The following is a 23756-nucleotide window of genomic DNA, read 5'->3' on the forward strand; positions in this document are numbered from 1 at the left end:
TTTGGGGTATCAAGTAGCCCCAGGCCGTGAGTCCATGTTGATGATGAATGGCTTTTGTAATTTCTATCAGCAACTCTCATATCCAGGTGATTTAATTCTCAAGACCTCGATTGGAGCTATTGGTAGAACGAGTATGGATGTCTACACCAGTATGGCGTTAACGACTGCGCCTGATGAGGAGGTGGCTTTAGGGGGTGCAACCATGGTTTGGGTGGATCTCTCAACCAATAAATCAGCTCCTTGGCCTGAACATGTTCTGCAAAAGATTGGCTAACGCCACAGTATGCAAACAAGCAATCCCCATATTCTAAAAACAGAACAATTTTTATCCGAGTTAGATCAGTTTGATCTAGTGATTGATGTCAGATCTCCTGCTGAATTTGCACTGGATCATATTCCAGGCGCCGTGAATTATCCCGTCTTGGATAATGATGAGCGCGCAACTATTGGCACCTTGTACAAACAAGAGTCTCCGTTTGCCGCTAAGAAATTAGGCGCTGCTTTAGTGTCTCGTAATATTGCCAACCACCTGGAGAAACATTTCCTAGATCTTCCGCGCGAATGGCGACCATTAATTTATTGCTGGCGTGGTGGAGAGCGTAGCGGTGCATTTACCCATATTCTCAATCGTATCGGCTGGAAGGCAATGCAATTGCAGGGTGGCTACCAAGGTTTTCGGCGAACGGTGATTGATGGTCTTGAGGAGGTTGCTGGAAAATTTTCCTTTCAAGTGATATGCGGCATGACTGGAAGTGGCAAGACCAGAGTGCTGCAAGAAGCGAAAGGATACGGCGCTCAAATCTTAGATTTAGAGGCCTTGGCCATACACCGTGGCTCTGTGTTGGGCAATGAGCCTAATATTGAACAGCCATCTCAAAAAGGCTTTGAGACTGCATTGTGGAATGCATTGCGCACTTTGGACCCTTCAAGACCTGTCATGGTCGAGTCTGAGAGTAAGAAGGTTGGGGGCGTACATATTCCCGATGCCTTGATGGAAAAAATTCGCAGTGGCACCTGCATTGAGCTGAGATCTAGTTCGCAGACGCGGGTTTCTTGGTTGATTCGTGAGTATCACCATTTTTTAAGTGATACCGAAAATTTCAAAGCTAAGTTAGCACTATTGACTGCTCACTATGGCAAAGTGCAAATTGCCAAATGGAACGAGGCAATTGATGCTGGACAGTTCCCAGAATTGGTTGAGGAGTTATTGGTAAAGCACTATGACCCATCCTATCAATCTTCTATTGTGCGCAACTTTTCGCAGTACAAGATTGAAAACTTTGTGCAACTAGAGAACGATAGTGACGAGGCCTTTGCTAAAGCGGCAAAGGCCATCGTACAAAAGCTAGGCCATCAGGTTTAACTAAAGGCTTGGATCCCAGTTTGCGCGCGACCCAAAATCAGGGCGTGAATATCGTGAGTACCTTCGTAGGTATTGACGACCTCTAGGTTCATCATATGACGCGCTACGCCATACTCATCAGAGATGCCGTTGCCGCCATGCATATCGCGTGCCAGCCTTGCAATCTCTAAAGATTTGCCGCAAGAGTTACGCTTCATGATCGAGGTGATTTCTGGTGCAGCGATGCCTTCATCTTTCATGCGACCCAGGCGCAGACAGCCTTGTAAACCTAGTGCAATATCGGTTTGCATGTCAGCCAATTTCTTCTGAATTAATTGATTTGCCGCCAAAGGCTTACCAAATTGTTTGCGATCTAAAGTGTATTGACGCGCTGCATGCCAACACCACTCGGCAGCACCTAAGGCGCCCCAGGAGATGCCATAGCGAGCAGAGTTCAAGCAGGTAAATGGTCCTTTGAGGCCAGTGACTTCCGGGAATTCATTTTCGGCTGGCACAAAAACTTCATCCATCACGATTTCACCAGTGATAGAGGCGCGCAGACCTAACTTGCCACTGATCTTGGGTGCGCTTAGGCCTTTCATGCCTTTTTCTAGAATGTAGCCACGAATGACGCCCTCATCATTTTTTGCCCATACAACAAATACGTCTGCAATCGGCGCATTGGAGATCCACATCTTGGAGCCCGTTAGAGAAAATCCACCAGGAACTTTCTTGGCGCGCGTGATCATGCCGCCAGCATCAGAACCATAATTAGGTTCAGTTAATCCAAAGCAACCAATCCATTTACCCGTTGCTAATTTGGGCAAATATTTTTGTTTTTGGGCTTCACTACCAAAATCATTAATAGGTACCATCACGAGAGAGGACTGCACACTCATCATGGAGCGATAGCCAGAGTCAACGCGTTCGATTTCTCGTGCAATTAATCCATAGGAAACATAATTTAAATTGGAGCCACCATATTGCTCTGGGATGGTAACGCCCAGAAGTCCAAGCTCACCCATTTCGCGAAAGATAGCAGGATCAGTTGTTTCATTTCGATAGGCTTCTTGAATGCGGGGCATGAGGCGGCCTTGCGCATACTCTGCGGCAGCATCACGAATCATGCGCTCTTCCTCGGTTAATTGGGTATCCAAGAGAAGGGGGTCTGCCCAATTAAAGCTGGCTTTACTCATAGTGCTAGTCGTCCTATTGTTGGTTTTTAGCCTGCAGCCTGCGTAATTTCAGGAATGCAGATATTCTTCTTTCTATTATCCATTTTTCTAGCCTTATGGACTCACCTAGACGACACCATCGCTATTACGACCTGATTCTGGCTGCATTTGTGGTTGTTCTTCTGTGCTCTAACTTTATCGGGGCGGGCAAGGCCGCCCAAGTTACCTTGCCATACTTTGGGGTAGTCCAATTTGGGGGCGGGATTTTGTTTTTCCCGATCTCTTATTTCTTTGGGGACATACTCACTGAGGTCTATGGTTATGCCTATGACCGTAGAGCGGTATGGGCAGGATTTGCAGCGCTACTGTTTGCTGCCATCATGGCGCAAATTGTGATTGCCTTACCCGTTGCCCCTGGAGAGTACATGGCAAATTATCAGCACGGCCTAGAAACGGTGTTTGGAAACTCTTGGCGTATTGCTTTGGCTTCAATGTTTTCATTTTGGTGCGGCAGCTTTGCCAACAGTTTTGTATTGGCCAAGATGAAAATTTGGAGCCAAGGGCGATTTTTATGGATGCGCACCATTGGGTCGACGGCAGTGGGCGAGTTAGTTGATTCCTCATTTTTCTATATGTTGGCGTTTTACGGCATTTGGCCAACCCACGAGATCATTGCCGTTGCTTTGGCGCAATACGCCTTGAAAACCTCCTGGGAGGTTCTTGCAACACCTTTGACCTATTGGGTTGTGAATTTCCTCAAGCATCAAGAAAACCAAGATTTTTACGATATTCACACCAATTTCACGCCATTTCGGGTCAAAGTCTGAGCACTGGCTGATTTACGGCTTCATTCATCTTGAGCCGTTAAAATAATCTTCTTTGCCCCCATTGGGGCGCCTGTCGAATTGGAATTGAATTTCAGAAAGCTAGAAAACATCCGTGCTGTCCGCATCTAATATCACCATGCAGTTTGGGGCAAAGCCTCTGTTTGAAAATATTTCCGTCAAGTTTGGTGGGGGTAACCGTTATGGCTTGATTGGCGCAAATGGTTGCGGTAAATCTACCTTCATGAAAATCCTGGGCGGCGAGTTGGAGCCTACCAGTGGTAACGTCAGCTTGGATCCCGGTATTCGTTTAGGTAAATTGCGCCAAGATCAATTTGCGTATGAAGATGTGCGTGTGCTTGATGTGGTGATGATGGGCCACGAAGAGATGTGGAAAGCTGCAGCTGAGCGTGATGCCATTTACGCCAACCCTGAAGCTAGTGATGAAGACTATATGAAGGCTGCTGAGCTCGAGGGCAAGTACGCTGAGTACGGCGGTTACACGGCCGAAGCAAAAGCAGGTGAGTTGTTGCTAGGTATTGGTATTCCGATCGAGCAACACAATGGTCCGATGAGTAACGTTGCCCCTGGTTGGAAATTGCGCGTCTTATTGGCTCAAGCTTTGTTCTCAGATCCAGATGTCTTGTTACTAGATGAGCCAACCAATAACTTGGATATTCACTCCATTCATTGGCTTGAAGATATTCTGAATCAAATTAAGAGCACCATCGTTATCATTTCCCACGATCGTCACTTCCTCAATGAGGTATGTACGCACATGGCCGATATGGACTACGGTACTTTGAAGGTCTATCCAGGTAATTACGATTCCTATATGCTGGCTTCTGTCCAAGCCCGTACACAGCAATTAAGCTCTAACGCTAAAGCGAAAGAAAAAATTGCTGAATTGCAGGTTTTCGTAGCTCGATTCTCTGCGAATGCTTCTAAGGCAAAACAAGCTACCTCACGTCAACGTCAGCTAGAGAAGATTGAGGTCGTAGAAGTAAAACCTTCTTCACGTCAAAACCCATTCATTCGTTTTGAATATGAGAAAAAATTACACAATATGGCGGTTGAGTGCAATGCACTAACCAAAGCATATGACCGTGTGATCTTCAAAAACTTTAAGCTTAGTGTACGTGCGGGTGAAAAGATTGCCATCATTGGTCAAAACGGTGCAGGTAAAACAACGCTTCTTAAAACCATCCTCAGTAAGCGCTTTGAGGGCATTGCCGCTGATAGCGGTGATGTGAAGTGGGCCGAGAACGCCAATGTTGGTGTGATGCCTCAGGATAATACTGAGATGTTCGCTAAAGACGAACTACTCATGGATTGGATGAATAACTGGCGCAACACAGGGGACGATGATCAAGTTATCCGCGGCACTTTGGGCCGTCTATTGTTCTCTGGTGATGACATCGGCAAGTCAGTCAAAGTTCTGTCTGGTGGTGAAAAGGGCAGAATGATTTGGGGCAAACTAATGCTCCAAAAATACAACGTGCTAGCAATGGACGAGCCTACCAACCACATGGATATGGAGTCTATTGAGAGCTTACAAATCGCTCTAGAGAAATTTGATGGCACGCTCATCTTTGTTTCGCATGACCGCGAGTTTGTTTCTGCGCTGGCCAACCGCATCTTAGAAGTGAAGATGGATGGCACAGTGGTTGATTATTCTGGAACTTACGAAGAGTATTTGCGCAGCCAAGAGTTAACTGGCTAAAACTTTGTAGTAATCATCTAGCAATTAAAAAATAAGCCCACTAGTTGGGCTTATTTTCTTTGGCTTGTCTTTGAAACCGCGTTGCAGTTCCATCTGCGCGTATCCGCGTCCAGACTGAGGCTTTTTCTTCATCGGAGAAAAATACCCAATTACTCACTTCGCTTAGAGTGCGGCCACAGCCTTGGCAAATTTCGTCATAGAGGGTTGTACAAACGCCAATGCAAGGAGAGTCTGACTCATCATCTCCTGTAGAGAGTGAGTGCGAGCCGTCTTGCTGAGATTGGGGTTTATCGCTTCCTGAATTCATGGCTGTACTTTAGTCGATTTCAAAGGACTGTGCTCAGCAAGCTCATCGACATAGGCGCCGACCCCTTGTCGTTCACGCTCTAAGAAATGACCAATTGCCTTTGCAAATCTAGGGTCTTTAATCCAATGGGCTGATTGAATCGTAGTAGGCAGGAAACCGCGAGCCATTTTGTGCTGCCCTTGAGCGCCACCTTCAAAGGTTTGAACACCTTCTCTAATGCAATATTCAATAGCTTGGTAATACGCGGTTTCAAAGTGTAGACAGGAAATGCATTCTCGCGCGCCCCAGTATCTACCAAAGGCTTTAGACGATTGGCGATCAATTGCTAAGAGGGATGCGGCAATCGGGGCGTCATCCCTCTGCGCGATGATGAGGTGAATATTATCTGGCGCACGCTCCGCCCACAACTTAAAAAATGTCTCACTCAAATAGGGCGACGAGTGATGTTCTAGATAGGTATTTTGATAACAGTCGTAAAAGAACTGCCAGTCAATATCAGTTGCCACTTGGCCAGGCACATGCCTAAAGGAGATGTTTTCTCTTGCAACTTGTTCGCGTTCGCGACGAATGTTCTTGCGACGCTTCATCGTGAGCGCTGCTAAAAACTGCTCAAAGTTCTGAAAATCTTGGTTATGCCAGTGAAACTGCACAGAGTCCCGGAGCATAAAACCGGCGGATTCAAAAATTTTTGCTTCAGATGTAAGGGGAAAGAGGATGTGCGCAGAAGATAAATCGTTATCGTGCAGTAAAGACTTGAGTCCACCAATTAAAGTGCTTTGTATTTCGGATGCATTGGTGCCTGAGGTGATCAGCATCCTAGGCCCTTGAACTGGAGTGAATGGTATGGCGCCAAGTACTTTTGGGTAGTAGTGCATTCCTTGTTGCTCATAGGCTTGCGCCCAAGACCAATCAAAAACGAATTCCCCATAGGAATGCTGCTTGAGGTACAAAGGCATTGCACCTACCAGTCGTTCATCTTGCTTAATGATGAGATGAGCTATTTGCCATCCGGTATTACCGCCAACGCAGCCAGTTTCTTCAAGCGAGTTTAAAAATGCATGCTGAAGAAAAGGGTCGCTATCAGCAGGTAGTAGGGCATTCCAGTCCGCTACTGATACATCAGAGAGACGATCCAGAATTTCTAAATGAAATTTGGCTGGGCCTGACACTGTTAACGCTGAATTAATTCAATTTTGTAACCGTCAGGATCGGTCACAAAGGCAATAACGGTATCTCCACCAGCAACAGGCCCAGCTTCGCGCGTGACATTGCCGCCAGCCGCCTTGATCTTGTCACAAGCCGCATAAGCATCAGGTACTCCAATGGCGATATGACCATAGGCAGTGCCTAAGTCATAAGAGTGAACACCATGGTTATAAGTCAACTCAATTTCTGCTTGGCCATCTGCATTGCCTCTACCGTAACCAACAAACACTAAGGAATACTTCTGCTCTGGGCGTTCAGTGGTGCGCAATACATTCATGCCCAAGACCTTGGTATAAAAATTAACTGAGCGCTGTAAATCGCCTACGCGCAACATGGTGTGCAAAATCATCATGGCTTACATTGCTCCGTAATTTGGGCCACCACCGCCTTCGGGTGTTACCCAGACAATGTTTTGACTAGGATCTTTGATGTCACAAGTTTTGCAATGCACGCAGTTTTGAGAATTGATTTGTAACTTTGTTTGCCCATCCGCTTCAACATACTCATAAACCCCAGCAGGGCAGTAGCGTTGCTCTGGGCCTGCATAAGTTTTTAAATTGAAGTTCACTGGGATAGCCGCATCCTTTAATGTCAGGTGAATTGGTTGATTTTCTGCATGATTGGTATTGGAGATAAATACCGAAGATAGGCGATCAAAGCTAATCTTGCCATCAGGTTTGGGGTAGCTGATTGGCTTGTGCTGAGCAGCCGGTTCAAGACATTCGTGATCAGCATGCTTCAGATGAATGGTCCACGGCATATTGCCACCTAGTACTTTTTGTTCCAGACCAACCATGAGCGTGCCCAAATACAAACCCTTTGACATCCATGGCTTGAAATTGCGTGCTTGATTGAGTTCTGTGTGTAACCAGCTATTTTGGAAAGCAGTTGGGTAGCCTGCCAAGATATCGGCAGAACGGTTATCGCTAAGTGCGGCCACAGCTGCCTCAGCTGCAAGCATGCCAGTCTTGATTGCAGCGTGACTACCTTTAATGCGAGATGCATTTAAAAATCCTGCGTCGCAACCAATCAAAGCACCACCTGGAAATACCGTTTTAGGAAGGCTGTTTAAGCCGCCAGCAGTAAGTGCTCGTGCGCCATAAGCAATGCGTTTGCCACCTTCAAAAGTTTCACGAATTTTAGGGTGTAATTTGTATCGCTGGAATTCTTCAAAAGGAGAGAGGTAAGGGTTCTTATAAGAGAGGCCTACAACCAACCCAACGGCTACTTTGTTATCCCCTAGGTGGTACAAGAAAGAGCCACCATAGTTGTCACTCTCTAATGGCCAGCCAGCCGTATGCACTACCAGCCCAGGCTTGCTTTTGCATGGTTCCACTTCCCAGAGTTCTTTAATGCCGATGCCATAGCTTTGTGGATCTGAATCTTTATCGAGAGCAAATTTGGCGATCAGTTGCTTTCCGAGATGACCGCGAGCCCCTTCGGCAAATAGAGTGTATTTGCCCCGAAGTTCCATGCCCAGCTGAAATTGATCAGTAGGGTTACCTTCTTTATCAAGCCCCATTGAGCCAGTGATCACACCGCTGACTGCACCTTGTTCGTTGTACAAAATTTCTGCTGCTGGAAAGCCTGGGAAAATTTCAACACCTAATGATTCAGCTTGTTCACCTAACCAGCGAGTTACATTCGCTAAGCTCACAATATAGTTGCCCTCATTTTTAAAGCAATCGGGCAAGATCCAGTTGGGTACTTGGAATGACTTGTCTTGAGTTAAGAAAAGAAATTGATCTGCAGTCACTTCGGTATGAAGTGGCGCACCTAATTCTTTCCAGTTTGGAAACAGCTCAGTCAGCGCTTTTGGATCCATGACTGCCCCAGAGAGAATATGGGCACCAATTTCAGAACCCTTCTCTAGAACGCAGACGCTGATGTCTTTGCCACTAGCATTAGCAATTTGCTTGGCTTTGATAGCTGCGGATAGGCCAGCAGGTCCACCGCCAACAACGACCAGGTCATAGTCCATCGATTCCCTTGGCCCAAATTGTTCTAGCAGTTGCGCAGGATTCATGCAATGTCTCCGAGATTTCTTAAAAATAGGCTTTTCAGCCTAGATAGTTTAGTTCTAACTGCAAAAACCCAATCTAGTGCCCGTTCGATCAGGGTTCGGAGGTCTGAAGCGTTATGATTAGTTTTTTTTACCCTTTTTTGGCAATATTAGGACAAAAGTTATGAATAAAACTTACCCATCGAAAACTTACCCATCGGCAGTAGATGCCCTGCGGGATATCTTAAAAGAAAGACGGACAAAAGCTAGCAGTTGGCGGTTTTGGGCTATGTGGCATACCTGAGGCGCTGATCGCCGCAGTGAAAGATCTCGGTGTGCAAAACCTGACGGCGATTGCGAATAACGCAGGTGTAGATGGTTTTGGATTGGGTTTGTTATTGAATTCACGCCAAGTCAAAAAGATGGTTGCCTCTTATGTGGGTGAGAACAAAGAATTTGAGTGTCAATATTTAGCAGGTGAATTAGAGCTGGAATTTACACCTCAAGGCACCTTAGCTGAAAAATTACGTGCTGGTGGTTGCGGTATCCCTGCTTTCTATACCAAAACTGGTGTTGGCACTTTAGTTGCCGAGGGTAAGGAAGAAAAAGAATTTGATGGCGAGAAGTACATCATGGAGCGTTCAATCGTTTCTGATATCTCTTTGGTAAAAGCCTGGAAGGCAGATAAGTCCGGAAACTTGGTGTATCGCTATACCGCTCGCAACTTCAACCCCGTAGTTGCGATGGCTGGCAAGATCACTGTAGCCGAAGTGGAAGAGATCGTAGAGAACGGGCAATTACATCCAGATGAAATCCATACCCCGGGCATTTATGTCCACCGCTTGGTACTCCATACAACACCAGAGAAGCGCATCGAGCAGCGCACTCTGACTGCAAAAGCTTAATTTTAGGAAGATCGATATGCCTTGGACTAGAGATGAAATGGCAGCACGTGCTGCTAAAGAATTAAAAGATGGTTACTACGTGAACTTGGGTATTGGTATGCCAACACTGGTTGCAAACCATGTGCCAAAAGATATGGAAGTTTGGTTGCAATCAGAAAACGGTTTGCTGGGTATCGGACCATTTCCAACTGAAGAAACCATAGATGCCGACTTAATTAATGCTGGTAAGCAAACGGTCACGACTTTGCCAGGATCCTCTATTTTTTCATCTGCTGATTCCTTTGGCATGATTCGCGGGGGAAAAATTAATATCGCTATTTTGGGTGCGATGCAGGTAAGTGAGCATGGTGACTTAGCCAACTGGATGATTTCCGGAAAAATGGTGAAGGGCATGGGCGGCGCAATGGATTTGGTGGCAGGCGTCAAGCATGTTGTGGTGCTCATGGAGCACGTTGCCAAGAAAAAAGATGGCACTGAAGAGCTGAAGATTTTGCCTAAGTGCACCTTGCCGCTCACTGGTGTAGGTGTGATTAGCCAGATCATTACCGACCTTTGCGTCTTGGATATCACCCCTAAGGGCTTGAAGTTGACTGAATTGGCTCCGGGCGTGACTAAAGAGGAGGTGATTGCCAAAACAGGTGCCCCTGTTGATACAACGGGTTTCTGATCGGCGTCATCATTTAATGGAATAATGGGTTCACCATGTCGGGCGCCCATCATCACCATTCAAAGCCAGTAAAACCCCGGAATCATTCTGGGGTTGACCCTTCCTTGCATGCTCATAAAAAGGGCGATGCGAAGCATTCTCATAGCAAGGAAGTTTCTAATCAAAATCTCCTACTGATCGCTTTAGTCCTGACCTTAGGTTTTTCGGGGGTTGAGGGTGCTGCGGCGTATTTTGCAAATTCTCTTGCATTGATCTCCGATGCCGGTCATATGGTGACCGATGCAGCAGCCCTTGGCTTAGCCTTACTTGCGCAAATGATTTCTCGTCGTCCACCATCGCCAAAACATTCTTTTGGGTTTGGTAGAGCGGAAGCGCTCGCAGCATTCGTTAACAGCATTGCTATGCTGGGATTGGTTGTATGGATCATCGTTGAGGCGATCAGCCGTTTTTACGATCCACACAAAGTAGACGGATTCACAGTAACGGTAGTAGCCGCGATTGGCTTACTCATGAACATTGTGGTGGCATGGGTTCTCTCGCGCGATCAAAAGAGTGTCAATACGCGCGCTGCCTTAGTACATGTGATGGGTGATCTACTAGGCTCAGTTGCCGCATTAATTGCTGGTGTGGTGATTCAGTTCACTGGTTGGATGCCGATTGATGCGATCCTCTCCATCCTAGTCTCATTGCTTATTCTGAAGTCCACTATTTCAATTCTCCATGAGTCATATCACTTTCTCATGGAAGGTGTGCCATTACATATTGACTATTTGCAGGTTGGCAAAGATCTCAAGAGTGTTCCTGGTGTGCTAGCGGTGCATGACTTACATGTTTGGGAGATGACCCCTAGCTTCCCAGCTCTGATTGGCCACATTGAGATTGCCAATATTCAAGAGTGGCCAGCCATCATGGAAAGAATCAATCAAATGTTATTGGATAAACATGGGATTGATCACGTGACCTTGCAGCCCGAGGAGGTGCGTGTTGTCATTGACTGCATTGAAGATGTGCATGAGCATGAACACCAAGATGATCATGAGTCGGTGATTCATCAGGGCGACACTTTTTATGTAGAGTGTTCAAGCGGTGAGCAAGCTCATCGTATGGCCTATCACGCCTGGGGTGATCCGCATAATTCCAAGGTATTGCTTTGTGTACATGGATTAACACGTCGTGGTGCTGACTTTTAAACCCTTGCTCAAGCGATGTGCAAAGACTACTACGTTGTTTGCCCTGATGTGGTTGGGAGGGGAGACTCAGATCGCCTTAGTAATCCAATGTTGTATGCCGTTCCGCAATACGTATCTGATATTGCCCAGCTTGTGAAAAAGCTTGGCGTATCTCAGGTGGATTGGTTTGGAACTTCGATGGGTGGATTGATTGGCATGGTCTATGCGTCTATGCCAAATTCTCCAATCCGTAGAATGTTAATTAACGATGTTGGTCCTCGGATTGAGCCAGAGGCAATTAAGCGTTTAGGCTCTTATGTAGGGCAGCCTTTTGCATTTGCTAATCGCGCTGATGCACTCGAGCGCTTAAACCAAATTTGCGCTTCTTTTGGCGAGCATACGCCGCAAGAGTGGGAAATCTATAACGGCCCAATGTTAGTAGAAAAAAATGGCCAGTGGATCATGCACTATGACCCGAACATCTCCGTACCGTTTGCAGCCATCAATCCGGTGATGGCTAAAGCTGGTGAGATGGCGATGTGGCATGCTTTCAAGCAAATTCATATCCCGATGCTGATTGTGCGTGGTGCTCAATCAGATTTACTCTCGGCTCAAACTGTTGCGCAGATGTGCAAAGTAAACCCCTACGCTAGAAGTATTGAAATTCCGAATGTGGGTCATGCCCCGGCATTTGTGAAACCAGAACAAATTGCTTTGACAAAAGAATTCTTTAGTTAATCTCCATTGAAGTGAATTTTGCCTATGGCAAATGCACCAAGTAAATCAGACGCACAGTTAGATAAGCCGGCACTCTTTGCTGATGCCTGGTATGGTGAGCCCTCCGAGTCTCATGCACTAGGCGTCACCAGTATTTTGCAGTCCCTCAATTTAGATGAAGCTACTTTGATTGCGGCTAGTAATATTGCCCGTACTCACGGCAAAGAAGCTCTCATCAAATTGATTGGTGAAGAGCCTGCGAAGTTATTAATTGGTTACCGAGGATTGCGTCAAGCTCAAGCCAAACTCGTTCGCGAAGATGGCGGTCTGAGTGTTGCCGGGCAAGAAGAAATGCTGCGTAAGATGCTTCTAGCATTTGGTGATGACTTGCGGGTTGTTTTGATCTATCTCGCTTCTCGTTTGCAGACTCTGCGCTGGGTAACTCAAGAAAAAATCGAAATGCCCAATGCTTGGGCGCAAGAAATATTAAATATCGACGCTTCTTTGGCCAATCGTCTTGGTATTTGGCAAATGAAGTGGGAGATGGAAGACCTGGCATTCCGAGTTTTATCGCCTTTGATATACCGCGACATTGCCAAGATGCTCGATGCTAAGCGTATTGAACGCCAAGCTTTTATTGAGCGCATTGTGCGTGAGCTCAAAGAGGAGTTAAAGGCAGCTCGGATTGACGGTGAAGTTTTGGGTAGACCAAAACACATCTATAGCATCTGGAAAAAGATGCAGGGCAAGTCTTTGGATTTTGCCAACCTCTATGATGTAAGAGCGTTTCGCGTTTTGGTCGATGATGTGAAGACTTGTTATGCGGTATTGGGGATAGTGCATAACGTGTGGCAACCCGTGCCACGAGAGTTTGACGATTACATCGCTAGACCCAAACCTAATGGCTACCATTCATTACATACAGTTGTCATGAATGAAGAAGGCACTGCCTTTGAAATCCAAGTGCGAATTCATGAAATGCATCAACAAGCGGAGTATGGTTTGGCTGCCCATTGGCGCTATAAAGAGGGTGCTTATATTGGCATGGCTACGCCAGCCAACCCAGCCAAAGCGGGTAAATCAAACCCGCCTCATCAGCAAGGCACTCATAGCGCTGAGGTTGCCTATGAGCGCCAAATTGCCTGGGCTCGTCAGCTGATCTCTTGGAAAGAGGATGCCTGGGATCAACTGAAGCATCACGAGATTGATGACCACATCTATGTATTAACACCATTGGGAAAAGTCATTTCTCTGGAGAAGGGTTCAACCCCGATTGATTTTGCTTATGCAGTACATACCAATTTAGGTCATCGCTGTCGTGGTGCACGAGTCGATGGCGCAATGGTTCCGCTAGAGACTGCATTACAAAATGGGCAAACCGTAGAAATCATTGCTGTGAAGCATGGTGGTCCATCACGGGATTGGATCAGTCTCGATAAACATTACGTACGCTCACAGCGGGCACGCCAACGAGTTCGCGCTTGGTTTAACGCGCTGGATGATGAGGAAGCTGGCCAAGCTACTAAACCTACCGAGCTGAAGTCGGATGTTGAAGAAGTCAAGCCAACTGCTGCACCAGACATTATTATGCGAAGCAGTAGTCGCAAAGCAGGACAAGGTGGCGATGTATTGGTAGTCGGGGTCGATTCCTTATTGACGCAATTGGCTTGTTGTTGCAGACCCGTTCCGCCTGACGCCATTGCTGGCTTTGTCACGCAAGGTAGAGGGGTATCGATTCATCGTCGCTCATGCAAGACATTTAGAGGCTTGCTTGAGCGAGCCCCAGAGCGGGTAATTCAAACTGCTTGGACTGCTTCTGCTGCTGATCCGCAAGCGCATTCCGAGCAAAAGCGTGTCTTTCCAGCGGACTTAGTGGTGTCAGGTCTAGATCGCCCAGAGCTTATGCGGGAGCTCTTTGAGATTTTGACCAGACAGGGTGTGCATGTCACTGATTTACGAAAATCGACCAAAAAAGGTCTGGCACAGATCCTTTTAACGCTAGAAGTGAAGGATTCTGAGGTCTTGCGTTTTGTTCAAAATAGCTTGGAAGAGGTCAAAGGGGTCACCCAAGTGCGTCGCCGGTGATAAACTCTAGGGCTGTATAGGCTCGTAGCTCAGCTGGTTAGAGCACCACCTTGACATGGTGGGGGTCGTTGGTTCGAGTCCAATCGAGCCTACCAACGAATAATGACCCAAGATGCGCGGTTGGCCACAAGCTACCGCGCTTTCTTTTTAGGTCGATGAAGTAAAACAAAGTTCAGTCCAATAAATGGAGTTGTTATGCCAGTAGTTACTCTGCCCGATGGATCAAAACGTGAGTTTGATGCTCCCGTTCGCGTAGCGGATGTTGCCCAAAGCATCGGCAGTGGTCTTGCTAAGGCTGCCTTAGGTGGCATCGTTGATGGCAAGATGGTAGACACCAGCTTTCTTATCGATAGGGATAGTCAGCTTGCCATCATTACAGATAAAAGTCCTGAGGCTTTAGATATTGTGCGCCACTCAACAGCGCACTTATTGGCATACGCTGTTAAAGAATTGTTTCCAGAGGCGCAAGTGACCATTGGGCCAGTAGTTGAGAACGGGTTTTACTATGATTTTTCTTACCATCGACCATTTACACCAGATGACTTAGTCGCGCTGGAAAAGAAGATGACAGAGCTTGCTAAAAAAGATGAGCCTGTTATTCGTAGTGTTCTTCCACGTGACGAAGCAGTGAAGTTTTTTAAAGATCAAAGCGAACATTACAAAGCAGAAATCATTGCTAGCATTCCTCAGAATGAAGATGTATCGCTCTATGCCGAAGGTAAGTTCACTGACTTATGTCGTGGTCCTCATGTGCCATCGACTGGCAAATTAAAAGTCTTTAAGCTCATGAAGCTGGCTGGCGCCTACTGGCGTGGTGATAGCAAGAATGAGATGTTGCAGCGTATCTACGGTACTGCTTGGTTGCGCAAAGAAGATCAAGATGCTTACTTGCATATGCTTGAGGAGTCTGAAAAACGTGATCACCGTCGCCTTGGCAAGCAACTCGATTTATTCCATTTCCAAGAAGAAGCGCCGGGTCTGATTTTCTGGCATCCAAAAGGCTGGTCAATTTGGCAAGAGGTTGAGCAATACATGCGTCGCGTGTATCAACAAGAGGGCTACCAAGAGGTGAAGGCGCCACAAATTTTGGATCGCGCACTCTGGGAAAAATCAGGGCACTGGGAAAATTACAAAGAAATCATGTTTACCACTGAGTCAGAAAATCGTGCCTATGCCTTAAAGCCGATGAACTGCCCAGGCCATGTTCAGATTTACAACTCTGGTTTACACAGTTATCGCGAATTGCCATTGCGTTTTGGAGAGTTCGGTCAATGTCACCGCAATGAGCCATCTGGTGCATTACATGGTTTGATGCGTGTACGTGGCTTTACTCAGGATGATGGACATATTTTCTGTACCGAAGATCAAATCCAATCCGAGGTGGCTGATTTTGATAAAGCGGTTCGCGCTGTTTATCAAGATTTTGGTTTTACTGAGGTTGCCGTCAAATTGGCTCTTCGCCCAGCAAAGCGGGTCGGTGATGATGCGATTTGGGATAAAGCCGAAGAGGCCTTGCGGGGAGCTCTAAAAGCTTCCGGTCAAGAATGGGAAGAATTGCCTGGGGAAGGCGCCTTTTATGGCCCTAAGATCGAATATCACCTCAAGGACTTCATTGGGCGCACTTGGCAGTGCGGCACCATTCAGGTCGATTTCTCCATGCCAGCCCGTTTGGGAGCAGAATATGTGGCTGAAGATAATAGCCGCAAGACCCCCGTCATGCTCCACAGGGCAATTGTGGGCTCTTTGGAGCGATTTATCGGCATCTTGATCGAAAATCACGCCGGAAACATGCCGGTTTGGCTTGCTCCGACCCAGGCAGTAGTTCTCAATATCTCTGGAAATTCTGCTGCATATGCACAACAAGTCCAGCAAATCCTGAAAAAACAAGGGTTTAGAGTCGAGGCGGATTTGCGGAACGAGAAAATTACGTATAAAATACGTGAGCACGCATTACAGAAGATTCCGTTTTTGCTCGTGGTTGGCGATAAAGAGTCTGAAACTAATACGGTGGCCGTTCGTGCCCGTGGCGGAGTGGATTTAGGTGTGATGCCTATTGATGCCTTCGTTGCCCGACTCCAGCAGGATATATCCCAGAAAGTCGGACCCGAGCCTAGCTAGGGTTAGAACGGTTTTTATTGTTTTTTTAAAGGAATTAAGAAGATCGCTACTGAAAAATTGCAACGCATTAACCGGGAAATTACTGCTCCTGAAGTGCGTTTGATTGGAATCGATGGGGAGCCTATCGGTGTAGTTAAGTTGAGTGAAGCCCTGGCGGCAGCGGAAGAGAAAGAGACCGATCTGGTTGAAATTGCTCCAACAGCTGTACCTCCTGTAGTTCGGATCATGGACTTTGGCAAATTCAAGTACCAAGAAGCCAAGCGGATGCATGAAGCAAAGCTGAAGCAAAAGGTGATTCAGGTGAAGGAAGTGAAATTCCGTCCCGGCACTGATGATGGTGACTATGGTGTAAAGCTACGTAATCTAATCCGATTTTTAGAGGATGGCGATAAGACAAAGATTACGTTGCGGTTTCGGGGTCGTGAGATGGCCCACCAAGAAATCGGAGCAAGAATGTTGGAGCGTTTGAAGTTGGACTTACAAGAGTACGGCCAAGTTGAACAGTTTCCAAAGATGGAAGGGCGTCAGATGGTGATGGTTTTAGCCCCCATCCGTAAGGCTAAGTAACTGGGCTTTAGTAATACCTAGTTCTTATGTAGGGAGGCACCTGAAGTAAATAACGAAGGGTGCTGGCAGTGTGGTGTGCTTCTGGGTACAGGAAGAGTAACCGTCGGTTACCACCTATGTTGCACAAGTAGAAGAAGGGTGCTTTATGCCCAAGATGAAGAGCAAGAGTAGCGCGAAAAAGCGCTTCACGGTTCGCGCAGGCGGATCGATTAAACGAGGTCAGGCTTTCAAACGCCACATCCTCACCAAGAAGACCACAAAGAACAAGCGTCAGTTGCGTGGTTCAGCCGAAGTTGCGAAATCTGACATCAAGTCAATTCGTTCAATGCTTCCTTACGCTTAACCTCAGACTAAATAGGAGAATCCAATGCCAAGAGTCAAACGCGGGGTTACAGCAAGAGCCCGTCACAAGAAAATTACCGATGCTGCAACAGGTTACCGCGGTCGTCGTAAAAACGTATTCCGTATTGCTAAGCAAGCGGTTATGCGTGCTGGTCAATATGCATATCGTGACCGTCGCAATAAGAAACGTGTATTCCGCGCTTTGTGGATTGCTCGTATCAATGCGGCTGTGCGTGAGCATGATATGACCTATAGCGTATTCATGAATGGTATGAAGAGGGCTGCGATCGAACTCGACCGCAAAGTGCTTTCTGATATGGCCATTGCTGACAAAGCGGCTTTCGCTGCTTTGGTTACTCGGATCAAATCCGTAGTAAACGCTGCAGCTTAATTCTTAGTTTCTAAGCAAACTAAGCTGCGATGGTTTCTCTCGACCAAATTGTCGAGGATGCCAAACGTGATTTCTTGGGGGCTGCCGATCCGGCGGCTCTTGAGGACGCGAAAGCCAGGCATCTCGGTAAATCAGGTGTTCTCACTGAGCGTTTAAAAGCGCTTGGTGGAATGTCGCCTGAAGAGCGCAAGAGTGCTGGCGCCCAAATTAATCAAATCAAAACTCAAGTTGAAACTGCATTACAAGAGCGTCGCCAAGCGATGGCTGATGCCGTATTGCAACAGCGCTTGGCTGCCGAAGCAATTGATGTGTCCTTGCCGGGGCGCGGTCAGGCAGTTGGCAGTTTGCATCCAGTGATGCGCACTTGGGGGCGTGTTGAAGAAATCTTCCGCTCCATTGGTTTTGATGTGGTTGATGGCCCTGAAATTGAAACCGATTGGTTTAACTTCACAGCCTTAAATAGTCCGGAGAATCATCCTGCACGCTCTATGCAGGATACTTTTTATATCGATGGCAAAGACTCTAAAGAGAAGCCCTTACTTTTACGTACGCATACCAGTCCTATTCAGGTGCGCTATGCGAGTGAGCATGTCAAAAAATATGCGAACGCGGATGTGATGCCGCCAATCAAAGTGATTGCGCCAGGTCGCACCTATCGCGTGGATAGCGATGCAACCCATTCGCCTATGTTCCACCAAGTTGAAGGTTTGTGGATCGCAGAGAGTGTTTCTTTTGCCGATCTCAAAGGCGTATATACCGATTTCTTGCGCACCTTCTTTGAAACCAATAAGCTGCAAGTGCGTTTCCGCCCCTCCTATTTCCCATTTACAGAGCCATCTGCCGAGATTGATATGGCCTTTGCAAGTGGTAAGTTAGCTGGCCGCTGGTTAGAAATTTCTGGAGCGGGGCAGGTGCATCCAAACGTGCTCCGTAATATGGGAATCGATCCAGAACGTTACACTGGTTTTGCATTTGGCTCGGGATTAGAGCGTCTTACCATGTTGCGCTATGGCGTAGATGATTTGCGCCTGTTCTTTGAAAACGATTTGCGTTTCCTGGCGCAGTTTCCTGCATAACCAATCTTACTAATTTATATAGAGCGCTATGCAATTTTCTGAATCTTGGCTTCGTCAGTATGTAAACCCATCACTCGATAGTGATGCATTGGGTCATGCAATGACAATGGCTGGGTTGGAGGTTGAGGAGCAGCGTTCTGTTGCGCCTGCTTTTACGAAGATTGTGGTTGCGCAGATTCTCTCTGCCGAGCAACACCCGGATGCGGACCGTTTGCGGGTTTGCAAAGTAGATGCCGGTACCGGACATGAGTTGCAAATCGTTTGCGGCGCTCCAAATGCTCGTCCTGGTATCAAGATTCCTTGTGCACTTGTTGGCGCTCAATTACCTCCTGCTGAAGCTGGCGGTAAGCCATTTGCGATCAAGCTTGGTAAATTACGTGGTGTTGAAAGCCAGGGCATGTTGTGTTCTGGTCGCGAGCTAGGCCTGGGTGATGATCACGAGGGCATTCTGGAGTTGCCTGCAGATACGCCAGTTGGTGGCGATATCCGCGAGTACCTCGATTTGGATGATCAAGTATTTGTTATTAAGTTAACGCCTAATAAAGCAGATTGCCTATCCTTAATGGGAATGGCAAGAGAAGTATCTGCAATTACTGGTGCTTCACTATGTCCTCCACAATGGAATGCGCCAGTAGTCTCTATCGATGACAAGCGCAAAGTAATCATTGAGAGCAAAGAGCTTTGCGGGCGTTTTGCTGGACGGGTTATTCGTGGCGTAAATCCCCAAGCCAAGACTCCAGATTGGATAGTGAAGCGTCTAAATCGTGCAGGCCAAAGAAGCATTTCCGCTTTGGTTGACCTCTCAAACTATGTCATGCTGGAGATGGGGCAGCCTACCCATGTATTTGATATTGATCGCTTACAGGGTGACATTACGGTTCGCTGGGCAAAAGCGGGCGAGACGATTGAGTTACTCAATGGTCAGACAGTAACTTTGCAAGGCCTAGATTCATCAGGAAAACTGCAAGATGCAGGTGTAGTGGCAGATCAAGAGGGTCCAGTAGCTTTGGCTGGCATCATGGGTGGTAATCATTGTGCTGTAAGCGATGACACTAAGAATATTTATGTAGAGGCGGCTTATTGGCTGCCTTCTGCAATTCAGGGTCGTGCACGACGTTTTAACTTCAGTACCGATGCTGCCCATCGTTTTGAACGGGGTGTTGATCCACAAAACACGGTCAATTGTTTGGAATACCTGTCTTCCTTAATTTTGGAAGTGTGTGGTGGGCAGGCTGGTCCAATCGATGATCAAGTCTTGAATATTCCAGGGCGCAAACCTGTCAAAATGCGCCTGGCTCGTGCTCAAAAAGTCATTGGCATTCCTTTGACATCCCAAATCGTGGCTGATGTATTTTCCAGCCTCGGTTTTGCATTTCAGCAAGAGGGCGATGCATTTATTGTTACGCCACCGAGCTACCGATTTGATATTGAAATCGAAGAAGACTTAATTGAAGAAGTCGCACGCATGTACGGCTTTGAAAATATCCCCGATCAACCTCCAATTGCCTCACTCAAAATGAGCGCTAAGGCTGAAGCGAAGCGCGGTGTTCATTTATTGCGCCAACGCCTTGCTTTGCAGGGTTACCATGAGGCTGTTAACTTTGGTTTTACTGATCTTGAGAGTGAACAGCGCTTAACGGGCGCCACTGATAAAGACGTGATTGCGGTATTAAATCCCATTGCCAATCAATATGGCGTAATGCGTAGCACGCTTTGGGGTGGCTTATTGATCAATCTGAAATCCAATCTCAATCGCGGAGCAGGGCGTGTTCGCCTCTTTGAAGTTGGCCGTGTGTTCAAGCGTGATGACAAGGTGCAAGAGCAAGCTGGACAAGTAGCAGGCTTTCATCAGCCACAGAAAGTAGGCGGCTTAGCCTATGGATCATTTGTTCCAGAGCAGTGGGCAAATGCCAATAGGGCGGTAGATTTCTTTGATGTGAAGGGTGATCTAGAGCGGGTCTTAGACCCCTTGCATTTTGTTACTGAGTCAGCACAGCATCCTGCCTTACATCCTGGCCGTTGTGCAAAAGTATTGTTGCTTGTAGATAAAAATCGCATTGAAGTTGGTTGGATTGGTGAATTACATCCTGCCTTGCAACAGGCTTATGAGTATGCTCAAGCGCCGATACTCTTTGAATTAGATTTGGAGCCTATTTTGGTATTGGGTTTGCCAGTTCCGGAAGAACTTAGTAAATTTCCTGCAGTACAGCGTGACTTAGCGGTGGTGGTAAAACAAAGTGTGTCAGCACAGTCATTGCTTGATGCAATGCTTTCTACTAAGCAGAATTTTGTCCGTGCAATTGAGTTGTTTGATGAATTCAAGCCCAAAGCTGCTTCAAGCAGCATGGCTGATGATGAGAAGAGTTTGGCTTTTCGTATTACTTTACTCAATTCACAAGAAACGCTGCAAGATCCGCAAATTGATGCAGTGATGAGTGCATTGTTGAATGCGCTAGAAAAAAAATGTGCAGCTCGTCTGCGCTAGGTTTAGTATTAAGACATTAGCATCAATAATTAAACATAATTTCGAGACATTTCAGAATAGAACTAAACAATGAGCGAAACCATTAATAACGATACCGTTACCAAAAATGAGCTTTCTGAAGCGCTCTTTGATCAAGTTGGTCTGAATAAGCGCGAAGCGAAAGATATGATCGATGCTTTCTTTGATCGTATTGGCCAATCCCTAGAGTCTGGCACTGAAGTGAAGATCTCTGGCTTTGGTAATTTCCAGTTGCGCAATAAATCGGCTCGTCCTGGCCGAAACCCAAAGACAGGTCAAATGATTCCGATAGCAGCCAGACGCGTAGTCACTTTTCACGCTAGTCAAAAGCTTAAAGATGTAGTGGAGTCACATGCTCGAGAAAACCGAGTTTGATGCTAGCTCGGCACTTCCGAGCTCTCAACTTCCCCCCATTCCCTCTAAGCGCTACTTCACTATCGGCGAGGTAGCCGATCTTTGTGGCGTACGCTCTCATGTACTACGCTACTGGGAGCAAGAATTTACTCAGCTAAGTCCTCAGAAGCGTCGTGGCAATCGTCGCTATTATCAGCATCATGAAGTGGTATTGATTCGCAAAATTCGAGCCTTGCTATATGAAGAAGGCTTTACGATCAGTGGCGCTAGAAATCGTCTTGATGAAGCGCGCGGTGAATTACGTCTACGTGATGAGTTGCAAGCAGTTCTGCAAATTCTGTCCAAATAGATACTGATACAATTTCTTCTCTCGTCGGGGCGTAGCGCAGCCTGGTAGCGTACATGTATGGGGTGCATGTGGTCGGAGGTTCAAATCCTCTCGCCCCGACCACGAATTTAATGCTTTAATTCATTTCAATATGAATACATCGAACCCCAACCATCCGAGTCGCCAAAGAACCATTTATTTTGGTTTGGATATTCCCTTTTTAGATCATCTGGGTGTCGTCCCTGAGTATGCGGAAGGGGGGAAAGTGCGCATCAGCTACATTGTTCAACCTGAGCACACCAACAGTTTTGGCGTGGCACAAGGAGGCGTGCTAATGACCTTGCTCGATTTCGCTATGGGGGCAGCTGCCAGAACTGCCTCAAATCATCCGTTGGGAGCAATCACAATCGATATGTCTACCAGCTTCTTACGTCCCAGTTTGGGAAAAATTGTGGTTGAGGGCACTTTATTAAAGGCTGGTAAAACTATTAATTACTGCGAGACAATTGCTTTGAATGAAACTGGGGAAATTACTGCAAAGGCTAGTGGCACATTTACCCTGAGAAGGTAATGATTACTATAATTATCAATGGTATTTATAATAATTAGGCTTAATGATTGTCCATTATCACCATAAACCCTTGATGAATAAAGCCTTAAGATTAAATTAAGTAATATTAAAATTAATATAGTTTATCTATATAATAGATAATAGAAATACAAAATGAATTCACTATTTCTTATAACTAATTATTCGGAGAACTATAAATGTCGTCCTATTCAGAATTACTTGCTCAGCGCGAGCAGTTAGATAAGCAAATTAAGGAAGCCATTGCCCGCGAGAAGGCTGATGGTATTGCTAAGGCTAAAGTCATTATTGAGCAATACAAGCTGACCGCGTCAGATTTATTTGCTCGTAGGGCAGGCGCTAAATCTACTGGTGGCAAAGTAGCCCCAAAATATCGCAATCCAGCAACCGGTGAAACTTGGACTGGACGTGGCAAAGCGCCAAAATGGATTGAAGGCAGGGATCGTAGCAGCTACATGATCTAAAGATTGAATTTAAAGAAATATAAGTTAAGGCCGCTTTAGCGGCCTTAACTTATTGGATCTGCAACTAGGCGCACTTGCGTGCTAAGGCCTTCAAAAAGAGAGGTTCCAGTAACTCATGACGGCTATCCTGATTCAGTGATGAATCTAACTCAGGATTAGTGGCCGGATAGCCAATAATGAATGGATTAAGGTCAATAAGACCATTTTCTAACTCTTTTTTAATGCTCTTAGTCAGGTGCGGCTTATTGCCGTTATTCTCATCAGCGAGGGCAACTACCCCCGGATGCAGCTTAATAAATCCCTCATCTACTAGTATAGGTATACGCTGTGTATCCTTGTTTTTACTCAGATAATGGATTAAATGAACCTGTTCAACAGGGGGTATGAGGGCATCTAAAAAGATCAAGTCTGGTGCTATAGATACAGCCTTCATCAGTCCCTCAAGGCTATCGATAGCAACTTCCATTTCTACCTTAAGTTGCCAGTCAGCAATCGATTGAAGCAGTTCCTGGCTATTCTCAGTCCTGCGGAATATGCCCATTGCGACACAATGTTGTGTACTTTTTTGCCGCATTGCCCTTTTTCTTCTTTGTAATTGCTGCTCTAGCGAGCTTGCTAAGATTCTGCGGTGACCTCCTCGCGTTTTCCAGGCGATTAATTCTCCTAATTCCACCATTTTCTGCACGGTTCCAAGAGAAACTTGCAAAACCTTGGCGCTTTGTCGAGTACTAAGATATTCCATATCTGGGGTAATTGATTTCATATTTCCCTTAATTTCATTAATTCACTTGAAGATTTAGAGAATAAAAACCAAACATCATTCAATCTGTCCGTAAATATAGAAAGCAAAGTAGGAAAGTTCTTATTTCGGACTTTCTAGGGAAATACCCCCAAAGCTAGCA

24 protein-coding genes, 2 tRNA genes and 1 pseudogene are annotated in these 23756 nt (G+C 46.4%); 21 read left to right on the top strand and 6 right to left on the bottom strand.

All coding sequences use genetic code 11. The annotated features are described in order from the left end of the window. The first annotated feature begins 1 nt into the window (after position 1). On the top strand, positions 2-274 hold the full coding sequence (locus DXE33_RS02470; protein WP_231970337.1) for an acyl-CoA thioesterase: 273 nt from the start codon (positions 2-4) through the stop codon (positions 272-274). A gap of 9 nt (positions 275-283) precedes the next feature. After that, positions 284-1363 carry a tRNA 2-selenouridine(34) synthase MnmH gene (gene mnmH / locus DXE33_RS02475; RefSeq protein WP_114638483.1) on the top strand — a complete coding sequence of 360 codons (1080 nt, stop codon included), beginning with the start codon at positions 284-286 and terminating at the stop codon, positions 1361-1363. Here the strand turns inward: mnmH and DXE33_RS02480 are convergent. Next, positions 1360-2538 (bottom strand): acyl-CoA dehydrogenase, encoded by a 1179-nt coding sequence (locus DXE33_RS02480; protein WP_114638484.1) that lies wholly within the window; start codon positions 2536-2538, stop codon positions 1360-1362. The genes mnmH and DXE33_RS02480 overlap by 4 nt on opposite strands. Before the next feature lie 95 nt (positions 2539-2633). Here DXE33_RS02480 and DXE33_RS02485 point away from each other — a divergent pair, with 95 nt between their 5' ends. Beyond that, positions 2634-3344 (top strand): queuosine precursor transporter, encoded by a 711-nt coding sequence (locus DXE33_RS02485; protein WP_114638485.1) that lies wholly within the window; start codon positions 2634-2636, stop codon positions 3342-3344. Positions 3345-3456: 112 nt separating this feature from the next. Then, a complete protein-coding gene (locus tag DXE33_RS02490) occupies positions 3457-5064 on the top strand; it encodes an ABC-F family ATPase (RefSeq protein ID WP_114638486.1) in 1608 nt (535 codons plus the stop codon). Between the two features lie 40 nt (positions 5065-5104). Here DXE33_RS02490 and DXE33_RS02495 read toward each other — a convergent pair whose 3' ends face one another. From DXE33_RS02495 to DXE33_RS02510, 4 genes are read right to left on the bottom strand one after another with little or no spacing between them, the layout of a single operon-like run. Next, complete coding sequence (locus tag DXE33_RS02495; protein ID WP_174222282.1) at positions 5105-5371, bottom strand: DUF1289 domain-containing protein; 267 nt, start codon at positions 5369-5371, stop codon at positions 5105-5107. Continuing rightward, complete coding sequence (locus DXE33_RS02500; RefSeq protein ID WP_114638487.1) at positions 5368-6540, bottom strand: GNAT family N-acetyltransferase; 1173 nt, start codon at positions 6538-6540, stop codon at positions 5368-5370. Before DXE33_RS02500 ends, DXE33_RS02495 begins: the two co-directional genes overlap by 4 nt. Positions 6541-6542: 2 nt before the next feature. Continuing rightward, positions 6543-6929, bottom strand: coding sequence for a lactoylglutathione lyase (gloA, locus tag DXE33_RS02505; RefSeq protein WP_114638488.1), 387 nt, complete (start codon positions 6927-6929; stop codon positions 6543-6545). Between the two features lie 3 nt (positions 6930-6932). Beyond that, positions 6933-8603 carry an electron transfer flavoprotein-ubiquinone oxidoreductase gene (locus DXE33_RS02510; protein ID WP_114638489.1) on the bottom strand — a complete coding sequence of 557 codons (1671 nt, stop codon included), beginning with the start codon at positions 8601-8603 and terminating at the stop codon, positions 6933-6935. Between the two features lie 160 nt (positions 8604-8763). On the opposite strand from DXE33_RS02510, the pseudogene DXE33_RS02515 reads away from it, so the two are divergent. The 17 genes and pseudogenes from DXE33_RS02515 (at position 8764) to DXE33_RS02590 (ending at position 22854) form a co-directional block, all read left to right on the top strand. Continuing rightward, positions 8764-9484, top strand: a pseudogene (locus DXE33_RS02515) (CoA transferase subunit A). A gap of 16 nt (positions 9485-9500) precedes the next feature. Next, positions 9501-10151: a CoA transferase subunit B gene (locus tag DXE33_RS02520; RefSeq protein ID WP_114638490.1), complete on the top strand. Its 651-nt coding sequence runs from the start codon at positions 9501-9503 to the stop codon at positions 10149-10151. A gap of 35 nt (positions 10152-10186) precedes the next feature. Beyond that, complete coding sequence (locus DXE33_RS10035) at positions 10187-11341, top strand: cation diffusion facilitator family transporter (RefSeq protein WP_331851790.1); 1155 nt, start codon at positions 10187-10189, stop codon at positions 11339-11341. Between the two features lie 15 nt (positions 11342-11356). Beyond that, a complete protein-coding gene (locus DXE33_RS10040) occupies positions 11357-12058 on the top strand; it encodes an alpha/beta fold hydrolase (RefSeq protein ID WP_231970338.1) in 702 nt (233 codons plus the stop codon). Positions 12059-12082: 24 nt separating this feature from the next. Continuing rightward, positions 12083-14122 carry a RelA/SpoT family protein gene (locus tag DXE33_RS02530; RefSeq protein ID WP_114638491.1) on the top strand — a complete coding sequence of 680 codons (2040 nt, stop codon included), beginning with the start codon at positions 12083-12085 and terminating at the stop codon, positions 14120-14122. 18 nt (positions 14123-14140) lie between these two features. After that, positions 14141-14217: transfer RNA gene (locus DXE33_RS02535), tRNA-Val, on the top strand. 100 nt (positions 14218-14317) lie between these two features. Continuing rightward, positions 14318-16240, top strand: a complete 1923-nt coding sequence (thrS, locus tag DXE33_RS02540) for a threonine--tRNA ligase (protein WP_114638492.1) — start codon at positions 14318-14320, stop codon at positions 16238-16240. 33 nt (positions 16241-16273) lie between these two features. Then, positions 16274-16807, top strand: coding sequence for a translation initiation factor IF-3 (infC, locus tag DXE33_RS02545; protein WP_408634192.1), 534 nt, complete (start codon positions 16274-16276; stop codon positions 16805-16807). Between the two features lie 145 nt (positions 16808-16952). Next, complete coding sequence (rpmI, locus tag DXE33_RS02550; protein WP_114638494.1) at positions 16953-17150, top strand: 50S ribosomal protein L35; 198 nt, start codon at positions 16953-16955, stop codon at positions 17148-17150. A 24-nt stretch (positions 17151-17174) separates the two neighbouring features. Next, on the top strand, positions 17175-17540 hold the full coding sequence (gene rplT, locus DXE33_RS02555) for a 50S ribosomal protein L20 (protein WP_114638495.1): 366 nt from the start codon (positions 17175-17177) through the stop codon (positions 17538-17540). A gap of 29 nt (positions 17541-17569) precedes the next feature. After that, entirely contained in the window at positions 17570-18616 is a 1047-nt protein-coding gene (pheS, locus tag DXE33_RS02560) for a phenylalanine--tRNA ligase subunit alpha (protein ID WP_114638496.1), read from the top strand. A gap of 28 nt (positions 18617-18644) precedes the next feature. Beyond that, a complete protein-coding gene (pheT, locus tag DXE33_RS02565) occupies positions 18645-21101 on the top strand; it encodes a phenylalanine--tRNA ligase subunit beta (protein WP_114638497.1) in 2457 nt (818 codons plus the stop codon). A 69-nt stretch (positions 21102-21170) separates the two neighbouring features. After that, complete coding sequence (locus DXE33_RS02570; protein WP_114638498.1) at positions 21171-21494, top strand: integration host factor subunit alpha; 324 nt, start codon at positions 21171-21173, stop codon at positions 21492-21494. Beyond that, positions 21472-21822 (top strand): MerR family transcriptional regulator, encoded by a 351-nt coding sequence (locus tag DXE33_RS02575; RefSeq protein ID WP_114638499.1) that lies wholly within the window; start codon positions 21472-21474, stop codon positions 21820-21822. The genes DXE33_RS02570 and DXE33_RS02575 overlap by 23 nt, the downstream gene beginning before the upstream one ends. A 25-nt stretch (positions 21823-21847) precedes the next feature. Beyond that, positions 21848-21924: transfer RNA gene (locus DXE33_RS02580), tRNA-Pro, on the top strand. Between the two features lie 28 nt (positions 21925-21952). Continuing rightward, a complete protein-coding gene (locus DXE33_RS02585) occupies positions 21953-22372 on the top strand; it encodes a PaaI family thioesterase (RefSeq protein WP_114638500.1) in 420 nt (139 codons plus the stop codon). A 197-nt stretch (positions 22373-22569) separates the two neighbouring features. Beyond that, complete coding sequence (locus DXE33_RS02590) at positions 22570-22854, top strand: H-NS histone family protein (protein WP_114638501.1); 285 nt, start codon at positions 22570-22572, stop codon at positions 22852-22854. Positions 22855-22918: 64 nt separating this feature from the next. Here the strand turns inward: DXE33_RS02590 and DXE33_RS02595 are convergent, their stop codons facing one another. Beyond that, positions 22919-23617 (bottom strand): excisionase family DNA-binding protein, encoded by a 699-nt coding sequence (locus DXE33_RS02595; RefSeq protein WP_114638502.1) that lies wholly within the window; start codon positions 23615-23617, stop codon positions 22919-22921. Between the last annotated feature and the right edge of the window lie 139 nt (positions 23618-23756).

It is taken from the genome of Polynucleobacter necessarius, assembly GCF_900096765.1.
GTDB classification, from domain to species: domain Bacteria; phylum Pseudomonadota; class Gammaproteobacteria; order Burkholderiales; family Burkholderiaceae; genus Polynucleobacter; species Polynucleobacter necessarius_F.